Origin of the sequence: Clostridium sp., assembly GCF_050717635.1 — a bacterium.
Taxonomy (GTDB): domain Bacteria; phylum Bacillota; class Clostridia; order Clostridiales; family Clostridiaceae; genus Clostridium_AD.
In genome coordinates, this window is the sequence record NZ_JBOITO010000005.1 from 1 (window position 1) to 17,847 (window position 17,847).

General features: G+C 30.8%; 14 protein-coding genes and 1 tRNA gene. 8 read left to right on the plus strand and 7 right to left on the minus strand.

Annotated features, from left to right (window positions below; all coding sequences use genetic code 11):
- Positions 1-45 precede the first annotated feature (45 nt).
- Together ACREWB_RS02975 and ACREWB_RS02980 are read left to right on the plus strand one after the other, a co-directional pair.
- Positions 46-121 (plus strand) — tRNA-Lys (locus ACREWB_RS02975).
- A 155-nt stretch (positions 122-276) separates the two neighbouring features.
- On the plus strand, positions 277-1,452 hold the full coding sequence (locus tag ACREWB_RS02980) for a mechanosensitive ion channel family protein (protein WP_431546004.1): 1,176 nt from the start codon (positions 277-279) through the stop codon (positions 1,450-1,452).
- Positions 1,453-1,501: 49 nt separating this feature from the next.
- Here the strand turns inward: ACREWB_RS02980 and ACREWB_RS02985 are convergent, their stop codons facing one another.
- Positions 1,502-2,713, minus strand: a complete 1,212-nt coding sequence (locus ACREWB_RS02985; RefSeq protein ID WP_431546027.1) for an Nramp family divalent metal transporter — start codon at positions 2,711-2,713, stop codon at positions 1,502-1,504.
- Positions 2,714-3,226: 513 nt separating this feature from the next.
- On the opposite strand from ACREWB_RS02985, the gene ACREWB_RS02990 reads away from it, so the two are divergent.
- From ACREWB_RS02990 to ACREWB_RS03005, 4 genes are all read left to right on the plus strand, one after another.
- Positions 3,227-3,808, plus strand: coding sequence for a TerD family protein (locus tag ACREWB_RS02990; protein WP_431546005.1), 582 nt, complete (start codon positions 3,227-3,229; stop codon positions 3,806-3,808).
- A 19-nt stretch (positions 3,809-3,827) separates the two neighbouring features.
- Positions 3,828-4,406, plus strand: coding sequence for a TerD family protein (locus tag ACREWB_RS02995; protein WP_431546006.1), 579 nt, complete (start codon positions 3,828-3,830; stop codon positions 4,404-4,406).
- Positions 4,407-4,472: 66 nt separating this feature from the next.
- Complete coding sequence (locus ACREWB_RS03000; protein ID WP_431546007.1) at positions 4,473-5,078, plus strand: TerD family protein; 606 nt, start codon at positions 4,473-4,475, stop codon at positions 5,076-5,078.
- Positions 5,079-5,163: 85 nt separating this feature from the next.
- Positions 5,164-7,941: a calcium-translocating P-type ATPase, PMCA-type gene (locus ACREWB_RS03005; RefSeq protein WP_431546008.1), complete on the plus strand. Its 2,778-nt coding sequence runs from the start codon at positions 5,164-5,166 to the stop codon at positions 7,939-7,941.
- Positions 7,942-7,963: 22 nt separating this feature from the next.
- Here the strand turns inward: ACREWB_RS03005 and ACREWB_RS03010 are convergent, their stop codons facing one another.
- From ACREWB_RS03010 to ACREWB_RS03030, 5 genes are all read right to left on the minus strand, one after another.
- Positions 7,964-8,797: an HAD family hydrolase gene (locus tag ACREWB_RS03010; protein WP_431546009.1), complete on the minus strand. Its 834-nt coding sequence runs from the start codon at positions 8,795-8,797 to the stop codon at positions 7,964-7,966.
- Between the two features lie 49 nt (positions 8,798-8,846).
- Entirely contained in the window at positions 8,847-9,986 is a 1,140-nt protein-coding gene (locus ACREWB_RS03015) for a cysteine protease StiP family protein (protein ID WP_431546010.1), read from the minus strand.
- A 22-nt stretch (positions 9,987-10,008) separates the two neighbouring features.
- On the minus strand, positions 10,009-11,370 hold the full coding sequence (locus tag ACREWB_RS03020) for a phosphoribosyltransferase family protein (RefSeq protein ID WP_431546011.1): 1,362 nt from the start codon (positions 11,368-11,370) through the stop codon (positions 10,009-10,011).
- Complete coding sequence (locus ACREWB_RS03025) at positions 11,324-12,406, minus strand: HpcH/HpaI aldolase/citrate lyase family protein (RefSeq protein ID WP_431546012.1); 1,083 nt, start codon at positions 12,404-12,406, stop codon at positions 11,324-11,326. Before ACREWB_RS03025 ends, ACREWB_RS03020 begins: the two co-directional genes overlap by 47 nt.
- 143 nt (positions 12,407-12,549) lie before the next feature.
- The gene (locus ACREWB_RS03030) at positions 12,550-13,368 is read right to left on the minus strand and encodes a CPBP family intramembrane glutamic endopeptidase (protein ID WP_431546013.1); all 819 of its coding nucleotides are present in this window, start codon (positions 13,366-13,368) and stop codon (positions 12,550-12,552) included.
- 229 nt (positions 13,369-13,597) lie between these two features.
- On the opposite strand from ACREWB_RS03030, the gene ACREWB_RS03035 reads away from it, so the two are divergent.
- Together ACREWB_RS03035 and ACREWB_RS03040 are read left to right on the plus strand one after the other, a co-directional pair.
- Positions 13,598-14,257 (plus strand): AIM24 family protein, encoded by a 660-nt coding sequence (locus ACREWB_RS03035; RefSeq protein WP_431546014.1) that lies wholly within the window; start codon positions 13,598-13,600, stop codon positions 14,255-14,257.
- A 12-nt stretch (positions 14,258-14,269) separates the two neighbouring features.
- On the plus strand, positions 14,270-15,097 hold the full coding sequence (locus ACREWB_RS03040) for a TerD family protein (protein ID WP_431546015.1): 828 nt from the start codon (positions 14,270-14,272) through the stop codon (positions 15,095-15,097).
- Positions 15,098-15,168: 71 nt separating this feature from the next.
- Here ACREWB_RS03040 and ACREWB_RS03045 read toward each other — a convergent pair whose 3' ends face one another.
- Positions 15,169-17,697 carry a YceG family protein gene (locus ACREWB_RS03045; protein ID WP_431546016.1) on the minus strand — a complete coding sequence of 843 codons (2,529 nt, stop codon included), beginning with the start codon at positions 17,695-17,697 and terminating at the stop codon, positions 15,169-15,171.
- Positions 17,698-17,847: the final 150 nt, after the last annotated feature.

Genomic DNA, 17,847 nt, shown 5'->3' on the forward strand with positions numbered 1-17,847 from the left:
GCAAGGGTGACCTTGTGGGAGAGTAGGTTGTCGCCAGGTAAATATGGTTTACTAGCTCAGTTGGTAGAGCACATGACTTTTAATCATGGTGTCCGGGGTTCGATTCCCCGGTAAGCCACCAAAAAAAGCACTTCTTTATGAAGTGCTTTTTTTATATATGAATATATTATTAAAACTTAAATTTTTTACGCAATCCATTGAGAAAATATAATAATTAGATTAAAATGAATATATATATTTGCATAAGGACATAAGAAGAAAGGGAGTGTGATTTTTTTGTTCCAATCTATACTGGATTTTTTTACAAAAAACGATATTTTAAATGATTTTATATACTATAAGTTTAAATATGTAGGAATAGCTATTGGAGTTTTTGCATTATTTGCATTGTTAAAAAAGATATTTGCAAAATATGTATTCAAAATAATATTAAGACTTGCAGATAAAACAAAATTTGATGCAGATACAAAAATAATAGAGGCCTTTGAAAAACCTGTAACCAGTTTTTTTGGGGTGTTGGGATTTTATTTTGGTTTTAAAATTCTAACTATGGCCTATAATGTAATTAAAATACCCACCATTGATAAGGTTTTTAGTGCTGTTGTTGTAATTTTAATTTCTTGGGGAGTATACAATCTTACTGAAGAATCTTCTGTATTATTTGAAAAAATGCATAAAGCATATGATATAAAAGTGGATAAAATATTATTTCCTTTTATATCAAAGATATTAAGATTTATAATAATAGCATTAGCTATTAATGTGATTGCTGACATATGGTCTATTCCTATTCAAGGGTTTATTACAGGGCTTGGACTAGGAGGATTAGCCTTTGCATTAGCTGCTAAAGATGCAGCCGCAAATATTATTGCAGGTATTTTTATAATATTAGATAAGCCTTTCACTATTGGAGATTGGGTTAGCATCGATAACCTAGAAGGTACTATAGAAAGTATTTCTTTTAGAACAACTAAAATAAGAACTTTTGATGAAGCGATAATAACTGTGCCTAATTCAAAATTAGCAAACGAACCACTAACTAATTTTAGTAGAAGAGGTAAACGGAGAATCAATTTTAATTTAGGAGTAACTTATGGAACCTCTAGTGAGAAATTGCAGAGTTGTGTAGACAATATTAGAGATATGATAGTCAACCATCCACAGGTTAATAAGCAGACTATTTTTGTTAATTTTGATAAGTTTAGTGCTAGTAGTTTAGATATATTTATATATTTTTTCGTTGATACAACGGCACTTGCTGAATATTTAAAAATAAAAGAGAATATTAATTTTAATATAATTCAGATTTTAGAGCAAGTAGGAGTTTCAATGGCGTTTCCAAGCACAAGTATTTATGTGGAAACACTACCTAATAAAAAGGAAGAGGAGAATTTTAAATTAGTAGATAGTTTTCAGAAAAACAAAATGACTATAGAAAATGATAAGGAATAAAGGCTCGAGGGGTTCGTCCCCTAGAGCTTTTTCCTTGTTGTTTATAAATTTATAATATATAGTTTAATAATAGCATTATGTTAAGTGCAGTTACTATTAATCCAATAATCCAAAGAGCAATTTTATCGAATCTACTGTTTGCATACTTGCCCATAACTTTTTTAGAAGAAGTTAAATATATCTGAAGGAATATAGTTATAGGTAATTGTATACTTAAGAGCATTTGTGAGTAGATTAGACCTTTAAAAGGTTGTGATATAAAAAATATAATTATTGCAGCACCAACTAGAGTAATTCCTACTCCTATTTTAGTATGTATATCATTAATGTCATAAGGTTCACCAAAGATTCCTGCGAAAATACTACCACCAGCCATACCTGCGGTAACTGAGGAGGCAATTCCAGCAAAAAGTAGAGCTAAAGCAAAAACTACGGAAGCTGTATTTCCAAGTAATGGCGTTAGCATTTGTTGAGCCTGATTAAGCTCCGTAACGTTAATCTTTTGTGTAAAGAAAGTAGCGGCTGCAATAAGTATCATAGCACTATTTATTGCCCACCCTACGATCATTGAAAAAAATGTATCCATAAATTCATACTTCAACTGTTTTTTAATAATAGTTTCATCCTTTAAATTCCACTGACGACTTTGGATTATCTCCGAATGTAAAAATAAATTATGGGGCATTACAACTGCACCTAGTACACTCATTATTATTGGAATAGAGCCTGTAGGAAAAGAAGGTTTAACCCAACTTATCATAGCTTTTCCCCATTCTATATGCACTAGACTTAATTCAAATATAAATGATATACCTATTATGGAAACAAATCCAATAATCCATTTTTCTAATTTTTTATAGGAATTTGTAAATAGCATCCATAGGATTAAAATTAAAACTAAGACGGTGCCTAGTTTAATAGGGATGCCAAATAACATGTTTAAAGCAATAGCACCACCAAGAAGTTCTGCAAGGGCGGTAGAAACTGCAGCTATAACAGCTGATCCAAGCACTATTTTGTTTAATTTTGGTTTCAAAGTGGCAGTAGATGCTTCTGCTATGCAATTACCTGTAGCAATCCCAAGATGGGCCGCATTATGCTGAAGAACAATTAGCATAATAGTTGAAAGAGTTACCATCCAAAGTAGAGTATAGCCATAACTGGCGCCAGCAGCAACATTTGCTGCCCAGTTACCAGGATCTATAAATCCTACAGTAACAAGAAGCCCTGGTCCAATATATTTTATGAAGTCTAATGCCATAAGTTTAGGTTTATGATCATCTTTTAAGAGATTTTTAACAGTTGGGAATTTCACGCTATCACATCCATCCTTTTTTATTGTTGTATAATATATATTATATAATATATATTATTTAAATCAATACTAAAATATAGTGAAAACAAAAATAGCGAGAATTAGTTTTCACTATAAATTGTTTGTCTGTAATTTAAATTTTCTATTGTAAAATTGTTCACTAAAAATATACATAAAAGTAAGTGATATTTGACTGCATAACCTAGTGTTTAGTGCAAAAACATGTTATACTGATATTAATGATTGTTGCTTTATTGTAGTTTGATTATGCTATGTAATTCAAACTAGAGTAAGGCTTTTTTAAATAATTGTAAATATAAAATGATTATTGTCTGAATTTTTGGAAATAATTAATAATAGATATTTATATTTGTAATTAATATCAATTATTTAACCACTATATAATATACTATAAAAGTTTAATATAGCCACTTTAGTGGCATTTAGGAGGAATGTATTATGGCAATTAGTTTAAAGAAAGGTCAAAAGGTAGATTTAACTAAAACAAATCCTGGTCTTACTAATGTTATTGTTGGACTTGGGTGGGACACAAATAAGTATGATGGGGGAGCGGCATTTGATTTAGATGCAGCAGCTTTCTTAGTAGGAGCAAATGGAAAGGTATCATCTGATAATGATTTTATTTTTTATAATAACCCAAAAGATTCAGCTGAATCAGTATCGCATTTAGGAGATAACAAAACTGGTGAGGGCGAGGGTGATGACGAGCAAATTAGAATTGAGCTAAATAAAGTTCCAGCATCTGTTGAAAAAATCAACTTTACTGTAACTATCCATGAAGCGGTGGAGAGAAGTCAGAATTTTGGACAAGTGTCTAACGCCTTTATAAGAATTTTAAATGAAAATAATAATGAAGAATTAATAAGATATGATTTAAGTGAAGATTATAGCATTGAAACTGCAGTTGTAGTAGCTGAATTATATCGTAACAATGGGGAATGGAAATTTAGTGCAGTTGGAAGCGGATTTGAAGGCGGACTAAATGCACTTTGTAGCAACTTTGGAATTAGTGTAAACTAAAAATTTAGGAGGGGTAATTATGACAATTAATTTAAATAAAGGTCAAAAGATTGATTTAACTAAGAGTAACCCAAGTTTAAAGAAGGCAATTATAGGTCTTGGATGGGATACAAATAAATATTCAGGTGGGGGAGATTTCGATTTAGATGCTTCTGCTTTTTTAGTAGGTTCAAATGGAAAAACAAATAATGACTTAGACTTTATATTTTATAATAATTTAGTTCACGCGTCAGGTGCGGTTACACACACTGGGGATAATTTAACTGGGGAAGGTGAAGGTGACGATGAACAATTAATTATAGAATTTTCTAAAATACCTTCAGACATAGAGAGAATAGCAATTACAGTAACCATACATGATGCAGTAGGTCGTCAGCAAAACTTTGGTCAGGTTTCTAACGCTTTTGTTAGAGTAGTAAATGAAGATACTAATGAAGAAGTTTTAAGGTACGACTTGTCAGAAGACTTTTCAGTAGAAACTGCATTAGTATTTTGTGAAATATATCGTAATAATAATGAATGGAAATTTAGTGCAACTGGAAGTGGTTTTCAAGGTGGATTATCTGCCCTTTGTAAAAATTATGGACTAGATGCATAAAAAAATATGATATTCTGAATTAATTAGTGGGATTAAGTACACTAGATATTTGAGGAGATGTGAAAAATGGGTATAAATTTACAAAAGGGTCAAAGGATAAGCTTAACAAAGGAAAGTCCAGGACTTAAAAAGACAATGGTAGGGCTTGGATGGGACGCAGTTAAGCAGTCATCTAAGGGACTGCTTGGAGGACTATTTGGAGGCAAGCAAGCAGAAATAGATTGCGATGCTTCAGTACTTATGTTAGATGAAAAAGATAAACTAAGAGGAAAAGAAAACTTAGTCTATTTTGGAAATCTGAAAAGCAAATGTGGTAGCATTCAACATATGGGAGATAATCTTACTGGTGATGGTGATGGGGACGATGAGCAAATTATGGTTGACCTATCAACTTTGCCTAAAGAGATAGTAAAGTTAGTTTTTGTTGTCAATATCTATGCTGCAGCTCAGCGTAAACAACATTTTGGAATGATACAAAATGCTTACATACGTTTAGTAAATATTGCAGATAATAAAGAAATATTTAAGTTTAATTTAACAGATGAGTATTCTGGTAAAACAGGTTTATTTGCTGGTGAACTTTATCGTAACAGTGGAGAATGGAAGTTTATGGCCGTAGGAGAAGGAGATTCTTCATCTGGTTTAGGTGAAATGATAAAAAAATACCAATAAATTAGTGATGTAGAAAATGATTTATTATCATTTTCTACATTTTACTGTAAAAGGAAATTGTAAAAGTCATAGAAGGGTGGTTAATATGAAATACTTTAATGAAGAGAGCTCAAAAGTCTTAAAGGAGCTTAAGGTTGATAGTAGTAAGGGCTTATCTAGTTCAGAAGCTAAAGAGAGACTAGAGGAGTATGGTGCTAATGAATTTACTAAACAAGAGAAGGGTTCTATTTGGGACAGTGTTAAAGAAGCAATAACTGAGCCTATGATGATGATACTTTTAGCAGCAGCCTTAATCAGTGCACTGGTAGGGGAGTTTGCAGATGCTATTGGCATAGTATGTGCAGTAGCTATAGGAATTAGTATAGGAATATTTACAGAAGGAAAATCGCAAAAGGCGGCAGATGCACTTTCAAAAATGACGGAAAATATAGAGGTAAAAGTATTACGTAATGGAAAGATAATTCAAGTGAATAAAATTGAACTGGTACCTGGGGACATTGTTTTAATTGAGACAGGGGATATGGTACCAGCAGATGGAAGACTTGTAAGTACTATAGATTTAATGGTTAGAGAAGATATGCTTACAGGAGAATCAGAAGACGTAAGCAAAGAAGCAGAAACTATAATAGAAATGGAAAATATAAAAGCTAAAGATAAAAATATTGTTCAAGATCCAATTCCAGCAAAACAACTAAATATGGTTTTTGGAGGAACACTTGTAGCCTATGGTAGAGCTAGTTTTGTAGTTACATCTACAGGGGATAAATCTGAAATGGGTGAAATAGCTAGAAATCTTGTGGAAAGTGATCTGCAAACACCGCTCCAAGCAAAACTAGGAGATTTAGGTGGAAAGATTTCAAAAGTATCAAGTGCTATAGCTGCCATATTATTTATAGTTATGATTGTAAAAATGGTTGTAGCAAAAACTATCACACCAGACACTAGTGGTGTATTTGCATTTTTAGAGTCTGTTGGACCAATAAAAACTGCTTTTGTAGTATGTGTTGCACTAATTGTTGCGGCTGTCCCAGAAGGACTTCCAACAATGATAAATATGACACTTGCAATAACTATGCAAAAGATGGCCAAGATAAATGCTCTTGTTACTAAAAAGGAAGCCTGCGAAACAATAGGTTCTGTAAGTGTAATATGCTCGGATAAAACAGGCACACTTACTCAAAATAGGATGACCGTAGAAGAAGTTTATTTAAATGGTAAATACAGAGGAAGAGATGAATTAAGCGAGAGCAATAACTATTTTATAGATAACTGTCTTGTAAATTCAACAGCAGATATTGAAAAGGATGATTCAGAGGTTAAATATTTAGGTAGTGCAACAGAATGTGCTCTTCTTTTATACAATGATTCTTGCGATTATGTACAAGAAAGGCAAAATGCTACCATAGCTCATCAGATTCCATTTAGTTCAAAGAGTAAGAGAATGAGTACTGTTATAGAAGAAGAGGAAGGTTCCACGGTCTTAACAAAAGGAGCTCCAGAAATTATTCTGGAATTATGTAAATATGAACATATTAATTGTATTGAAAAAGAACTTAATGCAGCTAGAAGACGCGAGATATTAGATGAAATCGAAATACTTCAGAAAAAATCTATGCGAGTACTTGGATTTGCATATGGAAATATAAGTGGAGAAGTAGCTATGGCATCTGAGCAAGGCACTTTAGAAGATGATTTAGTGTTTACAGGATTTGTAGGAATAAGAGATCCGCTAAGACTTGATGTTAAAGAAGCCATAGAAACTGCTAGAAAAGCAGGTGTTACTACAAAAATGCTTACAGGAGATAACATAAATACAGCTATTGCCATTGGAGAAGAATTAGGATTACTTGAAGGTACGAGTAGAGCAGTTGAGGCTACCTATATAGATACATTATCCGCCGAAGAACTTAGACAAGAAATAACTACTATTTCAATAGTAGCACGTTCTAAGCCTGACACAAAAATGAGAATAGTTGAAGCACTTCAAAAAAATGGAGAAGTGGTTGCTGTAACTGGAGATGGAATAAATGATGCTCCAGCTCTTACAAAAGCAGATGTAGGTATAGCTATGGGTATAGCTGGAACTGAAGTTAGTAAAAATGCAGCAGATATAATATTAACAGATGATAGTTTTGGTACTATTGTAAAAGGAATTAAATGGGGAAGAGGTATTTATGAAAACTTCCAAAGGTTTATTCAATTTCAGATAACAGTAAATATTATTGCTTTTTTAACAGCAATTTTATCTGTAGTATTTGATTTCCAAATGCCATTCACTACAATACAACTATTGTGGGTAAATATTATAATGGATGGGCCACCAGCACTATCTCTTGGACTAGAACCAGTAAGAGATGCTGTTTTAAACAGAAAGCCTACAAATAGAAATGCCAGTATCATAACTAAACAAATGTTAAAGAGTATGATAGCCAATGCACTATATATAACAGCCCTTCTTATGATTCAAATGAAATTTGACATACTAGGAGCTGGGTTCCCAAAAGATGGGGTTACAGAACCCAACCAAATGCAGACAGTATTATTTGCATTGTTTGCTTTTAGTGCATTGTTTAACGCATTTAACTGTAGAGAATTCGGTTACGATAGTATCTTTACTAACATTACAAAAAACACTATATTTTTAAAGATAATTACGGTTACAGCAGTAACACAAATATTTGTAACTGAAGTATTTTCTAAATTCTTTAATGCAGTATCATTAAGCGCTACTATGTGGCTAAAGATAATTCTTCTATCTTCGCTTGTAATAGTAGTAAATGAAATTGTAAAACTAATTATGAGGACCTTTACAAAAAAAACTGAACAAGTTGAGTCAGAATCAGAAGAAAAAATAGCAGCTTAAAGAAAAATACACATTGTTGATTTTAATCAACAATGTGTATTTTTTTATGTACAATATCTAAAATTTCTTCACCTGCAAATATACCGGATTTATTTGTAATATATACATTATCAGCAAAGGTTTCCCTAGGGAGACTATGTAGCAATTCTCCATGTGAGGGAATAATCCCAAAATCCGAGTGTTTTATCATAGGGTAGTCCAGTAGAGAATCTCCAGCAGATAATAATGTATTTATATTCTCCAGCTTCATTATATATTTTATAGGGTCATATTTATTTATACAATTTGGAACGATATATACCTTTTTACCTTGTTTAGACACGCTATAATTATATGAGCCGCAAAAGGAACGTAAAATCTCAAGATAAGTCAAAGCTATTTCCCCTTTTGAAATAGCATTAGCTAGTTTGTCCCCATCCACAATGGAGTATATAAATAAATCTTCACAAGTTTTATAGGAGATCACAAAATCCATTTGCAAAAAGAAACTACATAATTCTATCATATCTTTAACAGATACTAAGTCTTTAAGCTTAGTGGAACTTATATCTGACCAAGATTTAAGTTCTATTCCATCCTTAAGTATTATACCTCCATTGGCTACAACTGCATATTTAGGTTTTATTACATCATAAAAGTATTTCATCCGCTTATATTGATCTTTAGACCTTGTGGTAACGGGTACAAAAAGCATACTTTCATTTATATGCTCTAGTTTATGTTGTATGGAACTCGTCATAAAGCTGCAATTATTATTATTATAAAAATCTACAGGGAAAAGTTTTTCTGAACTTATTAATTCACAATGTCTTGCAGAATATATAAGTGTACTATCAAGGTCCGAGGCAAATACCATATAAACACATCCTAACGACATCTAGTGTACTTGCTTATACACTGATTTGTTACATATCTTCTTTTTCTTTTGATTTAATAATGCCACAGCAGGAATAGCACATATCTGTATATATTTCCACGGGTATGGTCTTTTCTTCCGCAAGCTTTAGTATATGTTTTAAATTTGGATTGTTAAAGGAATCAATTAGTATTTTCCATGGGATACGCCTGAGAAGGACCCTTGTAGTTTCTCCAATTCCTGGTTTTATAAGATTGACATTATCAATGTTAAATTTCTTTTTAATACTTTGAATATCTTTAAGTCCTTTGCAGTTTAGAGAAGTATTACCAAACTCAATATCTACAGCAACTTCAGAATTCCTATCTGCGTTTATAAGTTCAGATAGATAATCCAAATCTATATCCACAAAGCAGTTACATATTTCATCTATATAGAAATTAGATACATCTACGGGTGCCAGTTCACTATAATACTTTGTACCGTGAAAATCATCCTTGCCAATATACTTATCATTAAGTACAGTCCTACTTACAAGACCTGATACTGTAGAATTAAGGCAAGCACTTGGAATTAAGAAGTCTTCTCTTGTACCGTAAATAAGAGTGCAGTAAGCGGGGTCAGATAGGACTGCTAAATTTGAATCTAAGATTATATTAAACTCCTCGTAGAGTTCGTTACAAGCTTTTGTTAATGTATGCTGAATAACACCTTTGCCCGTCCACCCATCAATGAATTGTATATCTGCTGGAGGGTGGTTCTCAAGTATATGCATAATTGCATTTTTATCTATACCTTTATCACGGATTATAGAAATACCATAATGAGTAGGGGACACATTGTATTTAAATTGCATATATCGTTTAATTAATATTCCAATTGGAGTTCCAGCTCTAGCAAGGGATACCAAAACAATATTTTCACCTCTTGCAGCTATAATTTTATCCGTTAATATAGCTACTAGAGTAGCTAACTTGATTTTTGACCCTTGTAAGGTGTTGTAGAAAATATCCATATATTCTTTTGAAGGAGTATATTCTATTGGTAACATTTCAGAATAATGGGTTCCACTTTGTATAGCATTTTCTCTAAATTCATTATTTTGTTCTACTATAAGATGTGAAATGTCTTTAAGAAGAAATATAACATCATCCGCGGAGTAGCTTCCCGAAAAAGTACTTTTATTCATTTATTTACACCTCTTTTTTATATTAGCCTTTCCAGCATACGAATATAATAGACTTTACATGAAAACAAGTAAAAATTCTATTTACCTCTTCTTTTTTTTCTTCGGTTAAAGGCTTTTCAGATAAGAAAAACACCTGCTCATAGAAATTATCAGGTATATTGTAAAGGTAGTTAGTTATAGTTTCATCCTCTGGGCTTTGAAAAGCAACCTTATTTTTATTCCCGTAATAATCAATGTTCCTAGCGTGAACAGGACTTCTTGTAGTAGATTGAAAATACACATTATCCCCAATCATTGCGCTTATACTACAAGGTAAATATATGAATTCTCCAGTTCCTATGCAAAGACAATTTCCAGTAGTTCTTTGTTTTTTAAGTACCGTAGCTATAGATCTAATTTCTTTAAAGATTTCAGTATTATCTTCTGAATTAATTCCAAATCTGCCGGTATGTTTGGAATAACCCTCAATACTTTTAGTTATTTCAAAAACAAGTTCTTTGCAAGGAATTAACTTAGTAGAACGATTAGGTACAATTAGATCGTCGCTTATAATATTTTTTGATTTACTGCACTTAATGTCTCCTTTTAAAAGGGAACATACCCTAACATGTCTATTTTTTTCATGTCTGAATATTTTATAACTGGCAGCATCTCGCCAGTCTAGTATAGATAGAATACCAAAATATTTCCCGGGAAGACATTTAATTAAATTTAACGCAGATTTACCTGTAGTAAGTTCATCATCTACCAAAACGATATCATCAAATTGGTCAAAAAAGTCACTATTATAAGGAAAAAGAGAGTGTTCTACAGCATGAGAATGTTCTTCGTTAAAAAGCAGTGCTGAATTTATAGAAGTTATTTTTTCTCGTGTAGTGTGTATATAAGAAGCATTTGAGAAGTTTTGAAATACTGATTGAGCAAGACCCGTAGCAGTTTCTGCAAAACCAATAAAAAGAGTTTTGTTTGCCAGTCTTATAGGTGCTTTGAAAATATCATTTATATTTTCAACATTACTTTTCATTGTTTTTCCCATAGTTTTTGAATTTAAATTACCAAGGTTATGAGATATATCGGAAGAAATAAGTTTACTTACTAATTCAGTAGTAGGATAATATACGTTGTCTTCTCTTTCGTTAATCCAAAGCCGAGCTAGAATTTCACCGATAATCTCAAGGGTATCTGGAATCATTGGCATGTGTTTTCCGATAACTTTACTTACAAACAGAAAATCTCTTTTTTTATTTTCTCTTGCTGACATAGTAAAAAGGCTTGACGCAGGAATGTTACATTTATTTTCATTAATGCTAAGTGAAATTTGTAGACTATTATCAATATTATAATGAATTGGTGCATTGCAATAATTCTCTGTGAGATTTTCCATCTTCATATACCCCCATTATCTTAGCTTTAAGTAATATTTCCTTGGCCCACTTTTCATGGGGTTTTATTTCATTCATTTTATTTTCATAATCGCTTTTTATTACACCATCAAGGGATGAATTAGCAATATTACATGCATCTGTATAATTTTCTTTGGATACAACCATAAGAGAATTTACCACATTTACCTGAGTGGGATGTATAACGGTTTTACCAGTTAACCCATTAGTTCGATCTAAAAGAGTTTCTTTAATAAGAATATTATTGTTAAAATCTAAAACTTTATTATAATATTCATAAACTACGCCAGAGATAACATAATTATCACGTTTAAAGAAGTTAATTATATCACAAATACAATCCTTTACTACGGCTAAGTCGTATACGGTATAATCTCTACCACGCCTAAGGCTATAGATACCAGAGAAATCTGTGCCCCCAAGTCTAATGTTTAAAACATATTCACTATAGTAATCGATGATACGCTTTATCTTAATAAGTTCTTCTATTCGAGTTTCCTTATGAATTATTCCGGGAGTCTCTAGTATTGGCATTGCGTATAGAATTCTATTATTAGACTTGTTATATTCTTTTAGTACTGATAAATATTTTTCACCAATTTCAGCATCAAACTTAGGAAATACAAAACCGCATAGACCTATCAAAGACGATTCTCTTAGTAATTTATAAAGTTGATTAACGTTTCTAACTCTAATAAAAAGAAGAGGTAGATTATTAATAAAAGAATCATCACTTTCTAAAAGATGTTCTATACTCCTAAATAAATTAATAATGTTATTTTCAGCTTGTCCAACTTGGCTGGAAGATATAGAATCTTCCATACAAATAGTGATAGTGTGAGCTCCTAATTTCCTACTAGAGGTGATGTCCCTTAGCAAATTTTCTCTTGTTGCTGGCATATACAAACATGCACCTAGTGCGTAGGATAATTCTTCTCTTGAGGAGTATAAGCCATATGAGGAAGGTGTTTTAAAAAAAATATCTTGTGATTTATTAATATAGTTAAAATATCTCATATTTATTCTCCATATAATTCTCCATTTATTAAATTAATCAGTATAAAAAAGTAATTAATACTGACTATAATATATTATTATAACATAGTTGTATACATAATTACATATTAAACACAGGGATTACTGAATATTCAATAAAGTATTTAAAGTTCTGTATATAGCGTATTATTGTTAATTGTTTTAGTATTATTTTTAAGTATAAGAACTAATGAGAAGATTGTTATAATTGATCCTAAAATTAGAATAGCTATATAATAACCATCAATACCACTTAATATAAATGGTAGTACAATAGAACCTAATAAATTATACATTATGTGAAATAACATTGGCGCAATAATTGATCTAGTCTTATTATATATTATAGCTAATACCACGCCCATAATAAATGTATAAATACCTTGAAGCATATTACCATGTGCGGCAGCAAATATAACACCTTGAATAATTATAGCTAAAATTATATTTAAGTGGGTTTTTAATTCGTTATATATGAGCCCCCTAAATAAAATCTCTTCGAATATGGGTATAATCAAAACAATACAAACAATGCCTAAAATAGTAGTTGTATTTGATTCTATAGCTGCACTTGCTTCCGTATAACTTGGAAATTTACTTATAAGTAAATTCACTAAACTATCGGAGAATAAGGCTAGTCCTAAAGAACAAAATACTATAAGCGAAGAGTTTTTCAAACTTATTTTCTTGAAACTGCATCTTTTAAATAAATTTATCTCTTTTTTCCTAAACATAAGCACATAAATTCCAAAACAAATTATTGCAGAAGTCGCAGTTAATAAAAATCCGTCTCGAATTAATGACTCATTAATCTGAACGTTAGTTATACTGTTAAAATTAATTATTCCATAAATAATTGCATAGATAGATGTGCATATAAATGTAGTAAATATGTAAACTGAGAAGTATAAAACTATTTTCCCTAATATTTTTAAATATTTCATATTAGCCCCCTAAGGTATTTGAATTTTTTATAAATATATATCTATCATATTATAGCATGAGTAAAATAATATAGTAAATATTTATATCCCAAAATAGTCGTTATATGTATTAATAGATAATCAACAAAATTATGATATACTTGAAATATAGAATTTTATATCGAAATTTACAAAATGATTATATAATGACAAATTAGGTGTATTGTAAATAAGAAAGGGGTTAATAGGCATGTTTAATTTTAAAAATCATCAAGAGCTTACTTGTATCGCAGAGGGGGATGGACAATTTTTTGCAAGAAAAGGTGCTATGGTGGCTTACACGGGTAGCTTTACTTCTGAAAAAGTGTTATTAGATACGAATAGTACTGGAAGCGTATTTAAATCCGTTATGAATTTAGCTTCTAGGAAGCTTACAGGAGAGAATATTCCCATCATGAAAGTAAAGGGTACAGGTAGTTATTATATGGCAAACAGAGCACAGCATATTAGTATAATTACACTGGGGCAAGGTCAGAGTATAGGAGTTGAAGGAGAAAATTTACTTGCTTTCACTGAAGATTGTAAATACAGCGTTAGATTTATGGGCTCAGGGGTAATATCTCAAAAGGGTATGTTTACATCAAATTTAACAGGTATAGGAAATAATGCGGAGGTGGCTATAACTACAAACGGAAACCCAATTATTCTACAAACACCTTGCGTAGTGGATCCTGACGCAGTGGTATGCTGGACAGGTTCTGATCCTCAGTTTAAAACTGATGTAAGTTGGAAAACTTTCCTTGGACAAAGCTCTGGTGAATCATATATGTTAGAATTTAACACCCAAGGCGAAACTGTAATTATTCAACCATTTGAAAGAAATTCAGGAGTTAAAGCTTCAATCGATTAGGAGGTATGCGTTTTGTCTATAAGTGTAGATAATAGTAATAAAAAACTAACATCACAAAAGAAACAATACGGGGAATTAACTGTTGAGACCAGCATTAGGCCAGAAAATAATTCGAAAATAGTAATGGGAGCTAAGCGGCAGACAAATCAAGTTAGCACTCAAAGCACAAATAAGGTACAACCCAAAGTTAATTCTGAGGCTAAAATAAATACTCCATTAAAATCAAATAAGAATATGGAGAAAAGAAAACTTGTGGATGTAACGACTAGTATTAAACTTAAAAAAGGGCAAAAGTTAAGTATAAATGACAATACGAAAAATATTTCAAAACTAATAGTAGCATTAGATTTTAAAGTAAATACAACTGGGAATGACGAGTTCGATTTAGATGCGTCTGTATTTATGGTAGACATAAACAATAAAACCACAGAAAAAGATTTTATCTTTTATGAAAACACTAACAGCACTTGTGGCGGAGTAGTTATTAAACGAGATCATAATACATCACTTAAAGAAGCTTACGATGAGTGTATACAAGTAGATTTAAATAGAATACCGGAAAGTATTCAAAAACTAGCATTTACTACAACTATATATGAGGCAACAGAAAGGCATCAAAACCTGGGACAAGTATCCGAGGGATATTTTAGGATTATAGATGGTAACACTAAGAAAGAGATTCTAAATTTTAAATTTGATGAAGATTTATCTAAAGAGACGGCTATGGTAGTAGCCGAGATATATAGATATAAGAACCAGTGGAAAATTAATTGTATAGGTAGTGGATTTATAGGAGGCCTGGAAGCCCTGTGTAGCAATTATGGAATAGAGACCACCTAGAAGTTGTAAAATAACAAGTCAGTATGATAGGTAATCTCATACTGACTTGTTATTTATATTTATACTCACTATTATTTAAAATTAAAAATATTAGATAAAAAGCCTTTTCCTTTTTCGTGAGTGTATTTTTTTTCATCGTTAAAATTAGGTAGTGGTAAATTGAAATTTACTTGTTCTAATCTATGAATATCATAAAATTTCTCATTGATTTTCGTTTCTATGTTATTGTAGCCAGTAGGAGTAAGTATAGTGATATCTATTCCAAATAGGTTTAAGAAACATAGCATAATAGCATCATCATCACTGAAAATACTTTCATTATTATCATAAATAAGAAGTTTAGGTACTTTTGAAGGATAATCATACTGCTGAATTAGCTGTAGTATATTTTTATCAATATTTAATATAGTCATTAAAATCTTTAATTTGAATTCTTTATCGATAATTTTTTTTAGCATATCAGTTTTCATTAAATAATTTATTTTTTCAAAAATAATATCTTGCAGAGAAGTTTTTAAATAAGAAAAACTATAACAGCTATGAGCTAGGAGTTTTTTCTTATCAATAAAACCACTAGTATCAAGTACAAATGCTAAGGAGTATAAATCCGTTTTAGAGTAAGTTATATTAGTAAAAGGGATGTTAGGTATAAATAGCGTATTTTCTGGTGATTTTAGTCCGAAAAAATCTTTCCAGTATAAATTCAAATCACTATGTACCCCACTAATTTTTGCAAATAAGTTTGGTATGTATACAGTACCATTCTCTATTTTAAAACCTGTACGTAAGGCAGAATCTTCATTCCATAAAAGTTTAAGTTCATAAAAGGTAGTTTTAAGTGTGCTAGGATGAGTTTTATAATTTTCAAATTGCCAAGGTTTATAAAAACCATCATCATCGGTATAAAGTTTATTCGATAATTCATTTGAGGCTTTTAGGGCAATGGTTTCCTGTCTTACTAGAAGCTCTTCTTTTGGAAATTCTTTTAAATCACCTTTATATGGTAGCTCAGTGGACTTTGAAAATGTGTCACTATATTCGGAAGTTTGTAAAACTTTATCACAGAAAGTATTTATATATATAACATCGCATCCGATTCTGGATAGAAAAACTAAAAACAAAAGTTCGTGTCTTTTAATGTCTCCATAATACATAATTTTAGGATTAAAAATATCATTTGTTGATGCATTTTGAAAGTCGAAATTCTTCATAAGGGTTGGAACAAAATCATGAGCCCAAGAAAGTAATTTTAAACAAAAGTTTTTAACTTTAGATAAGTTTAAATTTTTGTTTTCCTTGCAGTATAAATCTAGTACATAACTAAAACTATTTGCCATAGATGAGTTTAAAGCTTTATTATTACCTGGGAAAACTTTGTGTTCCATAAATAGTGTAGCAAGCTTACTTGTTAGCGAAGCGTCAAAGGGATCTACGTACTGCCATATATTTTGACTACTTGTAATTAATTTAGAATTAGTGCTTATATGTATCCCGTCTGTAAATTTTAAATATAATCCTTTAAAGATACTTAGGGTTTTGTCTAATTTAAATAGGTCATTGTAATAATCGTCTTCGTTTTGTTTTATTCCTATATATCTATAAAAATATACTGGGATAAAAGGCGAAGCACCGCTTAAAAATCCAATTCTCTTATTTACAGGCGAGATTAAATCATCAAATATATTCATACTGCTTTTAAGTACAATATTAATAGAATCTTTAAAAACTATATGGGAAGATGGACTTTTATTTTCTGTTAATGGTTGGTTATTTTTAGGAATAGTCGTTTTGAGTTCACTAGAAACTTCCTTATTAGTTTTCTTATAATTGTGTTTTGAGTTGGAATCAAATGCTACTATAGATTCTGTCTTTGGTAATTTTATAATTTTTGAATATATATTTCCCTTGTCAACTTCGGGAAAAACTATATCGGACATTGAATTAATATAAATAACATCACAGCCTAGTTTAGATAAGAATATTAAAAAATATACTTCATGCTTTTTTATCTCGCCAAAAAAAAGTACTTTAGGATTGCTTATATCTTCTTCGTGCATTGGGTCGTAATTACAATCTTCAAATAATTTTGGGGTGAATTCGTTAATCCATCCTAGAAATTTAACAGCAAAATTCTTTATCACTGTTTCTGAGATATTATGTTTATTTTTCAGATAAATAGCGGTGGTTTCATCAAAACTATTTTGTATATAATCATTAAAAAAACTATTTTTGAAATTCGGAAATAATCCTTTAGTCTTAAGAAGGCTAATTAAATCCTTTCTTTTATGTAAATCAGATGTAAGGAGTTCATTCCATGGAATTTGAGCTATGGGTGCAGCTAAAGGTATCACTGGTATTCCAGAGGTGAAGTTCAAATATAAGTTTTTTAGCTCAGTTAGTTCATTGTTTAGTTTATGTAAATTCTCATAATAGATTTCCTTGTTATCGCTAATACCAATATATCTATAAAAATATATGGGTATATTGGGTGATTTGGATCTAATAAAACCTGGTCGTCTATTTGTGGGAATAAATATATCTTGAAATAAATTTTGTGATTCTAAAGTAGAAGTACTTATTTGTTTTCTAGAATTAATCAAAGCTTAACCTCCAATCTTATTCTTACATCTATCACATGGAGTATAGATGTAAGAAATATAATAAAACTTAAAAAAATCCGATAATGTACATTAAAACTATATACATCGATTATAAATAGTTTACCATTAATTTTACTATTAGTTAATAGA

Excerpts from the sequence above, each read along its gene's own strand:
- ACREWB_RS02985 (WP_431546027.1), bottom strand. The coding sequence starts at position 2,713 with ATGGCATTAGACTTCATAAAATATATTGGACCAGGGCTTCTTGTTACT.
- ACREWB_RS02990 (WP_431546005.1), top strand. The coding sequence starts at position 3,227 with ATGGCAATTAGTTTAAAGAAAGGTCAAAAGGTAGATTTAACTAAAACA.
- ACREWB_RS02995 (WP_431546006.1), top strand. The coding sequence starts at position 3,828 with ATGACAATTAATTTAAATAAAGGTCAAAAGATTGATTTAACTAAGAGT.
- ACREWB_RS03000 (WP_431546007.1), top strand. The coding sequence starts at position 4,473 with ATGGGTATAAATTTACAAAAGGGTCAAAGGATAAGCTTAACAAAGGAA.
- ACREWB_RS03005 (WP_431546008.1), top strand. The coding sequence starts at position 5,164 with ATGAAATACTTTAATGAAGAGAGCTCAAAAGTCTTAAAGGAGCTTAAG.
- ACREWB_RS03010 (WP_431546009.1), bottom strand. The coding sequence starts at position 8,797 with ATGGTATTTGCCTCGGACCTTGATAGTACACTTATATATTCTGCAAGA.
- ACREWB_RS03015 (WP_431546010.1), bottom strand. The coding sequence starts at position 9,986 with ATGAATAAAAGTACTTTTTCGGGAAGCTACTCCGCGGATGATGTTATA.
- ACREWB_RS03020 (WP_431546011.1), bottom strand. The coding sequence starts at position 11,370 with ATGGAAAATCTCACAGAGAATTATTGCAATGCACCAATTCATTATAAT.
- ACREWB_RS03025 (WP_431546012.1), bottom strand. The coding sequence starts at position 12,406 with ATGAGATATTTTAACTATATTAATAAATCACAAGATATTTTTTTTAAA.
- ACREWB_RS03030 (WP_431546013.1), bottom strand. The coding sequence starts at position 13,368 with ATGAAATATTTAAAAATATTAGGGAAAATAGTTTTATACTTCTCAGTT.
- ACREWB_RS03035 (WP_431546014.1), top strand. The coding sequence starts at position 13,598 with ATGTTTAATTTTAAAAATCATCAAGAGCTTACTTGTATCGCAGAGGGG.